Consider the following 5,755-nt stretch of genomic DNA (forward strand, 5'->3'; position numbering starts at 1 on the left):
GCTGGAACAACTCCCACAACTCATCCGGCACCAGCCGCTCAACAATCCCCACACCGGAAGCCTACCGAACACCCCAAATGAGATGACCTCTTAGGCGCCTTTAGGCGTCGTTTCTTTGGGTGCTGGTGAAAGCATGGGGGTGTCCTCCAGCCCGGTGGTGTCGGCGGTGTCAATCATGGCGGCGCCGCTTGGGGCCCCGCATGATCACAACGTGAGACGTGTACCGAAGTGGGCCAGACTGCTGTGCGCGGTCCTGGTCGCGGCGTTCTTGGCGTGGTATGTCGCGCGCGGCCACGGGGTCGACCCTCTGATCGCGTTCCTGACCGTGTTCACCGGCTTGCTGGCGCTGCCCGACAACGTGATCGACGCGCTACGAATGGGCAAGAGTGAACCGGCAGACGCCCGACTGGAGGACGTAGCAGACAAGCTCGCCCAGAGCATGCGACAACAGTGGGAGGCCGAGGCTCAGGTCCGCCGCCTCAACGACCCTTTCCCCCTCGCGGTCGAATGGGTCGCAGCCGAGGCGGATCTGGTCGAGCCGTGGCCCTACTTGATGGAGCTGGTCAGGGACTGGCCCGGCCGGTCCCCCCGCACCAATCCCGCATGGGCTGCTGGCCCAATAGAACTGACCGGCAGTGGGGGTGGCATCGCCCAGACTTTCGAACGCGTTCCTACCCGCCGTCTAGTCGTCCTCGGTGAGCCCGGTGCCGGCAAGACCATGCTGCTCATCCGCCTCCTCTTCGCCCAACTCGATAGCCGACAGCCCGGCGGCCCTGTCCCAGCCTTGTTCTCCCTGGCTTCGTGGGATCCAGCCCAGCAAGACCTATCCGTATGGATGGCCGACGAGCTCATCCAAGACCACCCCGCTCTGGGCGTACTCGTCCCTTCCCAATCCTCACTAGCCAGCACCGGTACCCAAGCAAGTGCCCTAATCAACCAGCGTCTGATCCTGCCCATCCTTGATGGCCTAGACGAACTGCCCCAAGCCGTGCGCGCCCGGGCCCTGCACACCATCAATCAGGTACTGCCAGCCAGTCAGCCGCTAGTGCTCTCCAGTCGCACCGCCGAATACCGGAGCGCATTGACCACATCGACCGGAACCTCGCTGCTCCTGAACGGAGCCGCCGGCATCAGCCTGCTCCCTCTGGCAGCCGCAAAAGCGACCGCCTACCTGGAGCGGGACGCGGGAGGCCCCCACACCGAGGCCGCAGCCCGCTGGAGACGAGTCACCGCTGCACTGAGCACCGACACGCCCGTCTCACAAGCGCTGAGCACCCCGCTCGGACTGTTCCTGGCCCGAACCATCTACAACCCCCGCCCCGACGAGCACCTCACCGACCTATCCGACCCCAGTGAACTCCTCGATCAGGCACGCTTTCCGACCCGCCAGGACATCGACGCGCACCTGTTCGCTGCCTTCATTCCCGCCGCCTACCGCCCCCACCCTCACCATCCCTCTCGCTGGACCGTCGAACAGGCCCAGCGCACCCTCACCTTTCTCGCCCGTCACCTCGAAGACGACCTTGGCGGCGTGCCCAACCTCGCCTGGTGGCAACTCCGCGCAGCGCCCCGCGGAAACAGTGGGGGGCTCACGGTTCTCACCGCCGGGCTCGTATGCTGGCTCGCAGTCACGCTCGTCCTCTCGCCCAGGAACGGGATTGCAGCCGCCGCCGGGTTTGGGGCCACGATGGTGATCCTGTACATAGTGTTCGCAGGTTTCATGACCTCGTCCGTAAAAGACAGGCCCAGTTCCGGTATTCGCTGGAGTTGGAGAGGGAAATCCTGGCTCGCACTCGGGGTCCCCTTCGGGCTCACTGGCGGACTCCTGTTTGCGCTCATGTTCACATTGGCTTACGGGATCCAATCCGGACTCACGTTCGGGCTCATCGGCGGATTGACGTTTGGGCTCATGGGTGGAATCCGGTCGGTGCATCCCGACCTGGAGAAGGCGGTGGGGCCGAACACGGTCCTGGCGCGGGACCGGCGCACCTTCTGGGTGTTGACCCTCGCCGGTGTGATCGCGGGCGCGCTTGCGGTCGCGCTGGCGATCGCGATTGACCTGTCCCTCGGGCTCGAGACCGTCAGTATCGAGTTCACACTCACGTTCGCATTTGTATTCGGATACCCATTCGGTCTAATGCTCGGACTCGCTCGGTCAGTTTGGATGGAATACCTGGTAGCGCGGATTGCGCTGGCAATATCGGGGCGTGTGCCCTGGTGCTTCATGAGTTTCCTCGCCGATGCTCACGAGAAGCGGGGTGTATTGCGACAGGCGGGAGCGGTTTATCAGTACCGCCATATAGACCTCCAGCGTCACCTCGCGGGGCGGCCATCTTGATCAGCCGACGCCCGCCGCTGGCATAGAAGCCCTGATGTCGGGGTGAAGCGTGACGTGAATGGCCACGATCCGTCCATGTGCGGATCTGCGTGCTCCGGAATCCCCTGGAGACACCACTTGCCGTGGTGTTTCTAGTCTTGAACGGTCCATGGCGGATCTGTTTGGGCGGCTGGTGCCGGCCGAGTTTTGGGAGTTGTGCCGACGGTGGTGCTGCCAACAGAGGTCGTACGCCCGCAGGGCGGCGGCCCTCACCGAGCGGGTGACGCTGGCGATGATCATCTTCGTTGCTGCCTCGGGCTGCACGTGGAGGGTGCCCCACACGTGCAGAGCGCGTGAGTGTCTCGGAGATAGTGCGCGAACAGTGAGAGAGAACGAGAAAGAGCGGGAGTCCGTGAGACTGACTCCCGCTCTCTCTTCTAGGCATCCGCCCGGCTCAGCGGGTGATTCTTGCTGGCTGTGTGGCGAGTGCCCCCGGCAGGATTCGAACCTGCGCACACGGCTCCGGAGGGCCCTTCGGTCCTGGGCGTGTGCGCAGCTCACAGGCGTCTGATTGATCAGTAACACGTGACTCGTCCACGGATGGTCCACGGACCGCCTCTTCGTCCCAAAGCACTTGAGTGGACGCTCCACCCAGGACGGTGGGTTGCTTGCCTGCCGCGGCTGTCCGCAGGCGTGTGCCGTCATACGTCGGCGTTGTCACGCAGTCAGACCATCAGGCGCCGTTCGTTGATCGCTTGTCGGCGGTCAGGTGGTCCTGGTCTCGTCCACCCGCTCGCCCTCGGCCTGGGACGGCTCGGTCCTGGGGACGTCGGGGTGCTGATCTATGGCCGCGCGCTCGGCCGGTTCGTCACGCTCGCCCTCGGCCTGGGAGGGGGTGTGAGAGTACAGCCAGCGGTCGTAGTCCGAGGCTCCGGTCTTCATGGTGGGCCTCCCTTGCTCACTCAACTCCTATGGTCCTCCCTCGACCGCAGCCAGGGCGAGAGTGCGGTGCAAAGGGGGCGCGAGGGTGTTCCATCATCGATGGATGGCCAGGCTGAACAGGCCGGCTGACGCCGAGCTGTGGTCGGGTGGCCCGATCACAGCATCACAGGCGAGGTCCTACTCCTCGATGGACTCATAAATCGAACAGGTGGCCGAGTCGTCCGGTTGGCTGGCTTGGTCGCCCACTGATCGACGTATAAGGGCAACAGTCTTGTCGCCGCTGACCAGGCGGTCGAGGGCCGTTCTCTTGTGCGCTGTCCGTCAACCACCGTGGCTCCCTGTCAGTTCCCGGTGGATCGAGTACGGCAGGGCGCGGGCACCTTCTGATCCGTAGCTCTATGTGGATCGGTCGGTGGTGGGCATACGGGTCGTGGCACGGCTCTTTGGGGGCACCACCGGGCGGGCTGGGGCGCTGTGGTTGCTGTACTTCCCTGCTGTACGGCGCTGGCTCGATCGCCGGGTCCGGTTCGTTGTCCGCGGCCTGTGTTTCACTGTCCGGCCATGGACAAACAGGAACTGCTCGCGGCCGTTGACTCCTTGGTCCGGCCGGACGGGCAGGAGCTGGTGTGCGACCAGGCCAGGCACTCGGCGGGGCATGTGTGCCTGACCGCTTCCGAAGAGATCAGCCTGCCCGTACTCATCAAGGAGCTCAGCGAGCGGTACGGGCAGCTACGCAACCTTGTCGCGGGCGGATATGTCGATCCCACGGTGACCGAGCAGACCGGGCTGTCGCTCCTGGCACCCTTTGGGGAACAACTGATCGAAATGCGCGCCTGGACGTGCGGCAGCTGGTGGATCGGCTGCGGGACGGTCCGTGCCGGTGATGGCGTTCGGCCGGTGTTGCTCGTTGCCGAGCGGGCCGCACCGTCGCCGGACAAGATGCCGGACGGACTGCCGAAGGGTGTCTCCTGGGTGGACCGGGTCGTCGCCGTCACGGATTGGCCGGCAGACCGGGTAAGGGTGGTGAACTGGGCGGCGGCCGAGGCCCGGCTGGGGACTGTGCTGCCAGGTGACTACAAGCGCCTTGTCGAGCGGTTCGGGTACGGCGCCTTCGACGACTACCTCGGTCTCTTCCTGCCCGGCGGCCCACTGGGCAGCATCGACATCATCGAGTTCAACGAGTGGTGGGCCCAGTGGACCGAGGCGCACGACGGCAACTCGTTGGAGCCGTACCAGCTGTACCCGGCCCCGGGCGGGCTACTGCAGTGGGCGGGGACAGAGCAACGGGACGACTTCTACTGGCTCACCGAGGGACCTGATCCGGACAGATGGCCCATCCTCGCGACGATGGAGGACCGCGGCAGCTGGTACCGGTTCGACGGCTCGACCGCAGAGTATGTCTACCGGCTGCTCACCGACCCGCGGCAGCCCTTCTCGACCGCCCATGACTTCGATACCCATTGGTTCGAGAGCTATGAGGGCTTGGAAGCGGAAAGCGATTGACGGGTCCGGTGGCTTACGCACGGTCGGTGGAGCCTCAGCACCCAGAGGGCGGTAAGACATCCCCAATGGCGCTCAGGGGTTTCTGGTGCTGCAACCTGGGGAGTCGAGCCAGGACAAGCGCCTAGCCTCGCGCTTTCATGAAGCCTGATGTCCGACGGGTGGTCAGATAAACGAAAAGTGCCTCTGACCAGCAAGAATGAGGATTGTCGAGGTCCTTGTTCCTGCCACCGTCGGAGGCACTTCCCAGGTGAAGAAGCGTATCGGGTCCTACCCGCGTGTCCGCGTCGAGGGTGGTGGCCGGGCGGTGGTCTCGCAGGCGGGAGGCGTCCTGCTCGTGGAGACGGCCCGCAAGACCGGGCTGGACCAGGCGATATCTGCGGCGCTGACACCGTGGCGCAAGCCGCGGGCGGTGCACGATCCGGGGAAGATGCTGCTGGATGTGGCCCTGGCGGTCGCGCTCGGCGGGGACTGCCTGGCCGATGTGGGAATGCTGCGGGCCGAGCCGGCGGTGTTCGGGCCGGTGGCTTCCGACCCGACCGTCTCGCGGCTCATCGACACCCTCGCCACGGCCGGGCCGAAGGCCCTTCACGCGATCCGAGCCGCGCGGGCCGAAGTACGCGCGCGGGTATGGAAGTTGGCCGGAACGTCGGCGCCGGATGCCGCAGGCGAGGTGATCGTAGACCTGGACGGGGTGCTGGTACTGGCGCACTCCGAGAAGCAGGACGCGGCAGCGACCTGGAAGAAGTCCTTCGGCCACCATCCGCTGATGGGCTTCGTCGATCACGGAAGCGGCGGCACCGGAGAGCCTGTCGCGGCCCTGCTCCGGCCGGGGAACGCGGGCAGCAACACCGCGGCCGACCACATCACCACCACCCGACTCGCCCTGGCCCAGCTCCCCAAACGGCATCGGCGAGGCCGCTCCACACTGATTCGCACCGACTCCGCAGGCGGTACTCACGAGTTCCTGGCCTGGCTCTCGCAGCGTGGGAGGTG

General features: G+C 65.6%; 4 protein-coding genes. 3 read left to right on the forward strand and 1 reads right to left on the reverse strand.

Features of this window, described 5'->3' with window-relative positions:
• The first annotated feature begins 211 nt into the window (after nt 1-211).
• The gene (locus tag ACFYR3_RS45435; protein WP_389288282.1) at nt 212-2,338 is read left to right on the forward strand and encodes an NACHT domain-containing protein; all 2,127 of its coding nucleotides are present in this window, start codon (nt 212-214) and stop codon (nt 2,336-2,338) included.
• Between the two features lie 744 nt (nt 2,339-3,082).
• Here the strand turns inward: ACFYR3_RS45435 and ACFYR3_RS45440 are convergent.
• Complete coding sequence (locus ACFYR3_RS45440; RefSeq protein WP_389288284.1) at nt 3,083-3,259, reverse strand: hypothetical protein; 177 nt, start codon at nt 3,257-3,259, stop codon at nt 3,083-3,085.
• A 561-nt stretch (nt 3,260-3,820) separates the two neighbouring features.
• On the opposite strand from ACFYR3_RS45440, the gene ACFYR3_RS45445 reads away from it, so the two are divergent.
• Together ACFYR3_RS45445 and ACFYR3_RS45450 are read left to right on the forward strand one after the other, a co-directional pair.
• Complete coding sequence (locus tag ACFYR3_RS45445) at nt 3,821-4,762, forward strand: hypothetical protein (RefSeq protein ID WP_389288286.1); 942 nt, start codon at nt 3,821-3,823, stop codon at nt 4,760-4,762.
• A 247-nt stretch (nt 4,763-5,009) separates the two neighbouring features.
• A partial coding sequence (locus ACFYR3_RS45450) for an IS1380 family transposase (protein WP_389288288.1) occupies nt 5,010-5,755 on the forward strand: 746 nt, incomplete at its 3' end.

Source organism: Streptomyces sp. NPDC005784 (genome assembly GCF_042871525.1).
Lineage (GTDB): Bacteria > Actinomycetota > Actinomycetes > Streptomycetales > Streptomycetaceae > Streptomyces.

Coding starts and splice junctions, on each gene's coding strand:
- ACFYR3_RS45445 (WP_389288286.1), top strand. CDS start 3,821: ATGGACAAACAGGAACTGCTCGCGGCCGTTGACTCCTTGGTCCGGCCG.
- ACFYR3_RS45440 (WP_389288284.1), bottom strand. CDS start 3,259: ATGAAGACCGGAGCCTCGGACTACGACCGCTGGCTGTACTCTCACACC.